Origin of the sequence: Pseudoduganella buxea (assembly GCF_009720835.1) — a bacterium.
Lineage (GTDB): Bacteria > Pseudomonadota > Gammaproteobacteria > Burkholderiales > Burkholderiaceae_D > Rugamonas > Rugamonas buxea.
The window spans coordinates 1-255 of sequence record NZ_WNKZ01000325.1 but is presented as its reverse complement, the minus strand read 5'-3'; the positions used below and the strand labels follow the sequence as shown (position 1 = coordinate 255).

The window sequence follows — 255 nt, the reverse complement described above, 5'->3', positions numbered from 1 at the left end:
AAGAAAGCGGTGGCGCCAGCGAAAGCTCGTGTTGCGGTGGATGCCGGTCGTTTCCGCTGCCGCGCGTACCGTCATCGAACCCAGCATGCACTGCAGGAACGGTAGCCATTTTTCGCGCAGCCGGATATAGGCCAGCGGGGTCTTCGTCAGCGCGTTGAAGGAGCGGCGGCACTGGCGACAGCGGTAGCGCTGCAGGCCGCGCAGGATGCCGTGACGGTACAGCTTGTCGGCGCCGCAGTGGGGGCAACAGCGCAT

General features: G+C 65.5%; 1 protein-coding gene. It reads right to left on the bottom strand.

Going from position 1 to position 255, the window contains the following annotated elements:
* Positions 1–255: IS1/IS1595 family N-terminal zinc-binding domain-containing protein (locus GM672_RS28775; RefSeq protein ID WP_170300298.1), on the bottom strand; the 255-nt coding region annotated here is incomplete at both ends.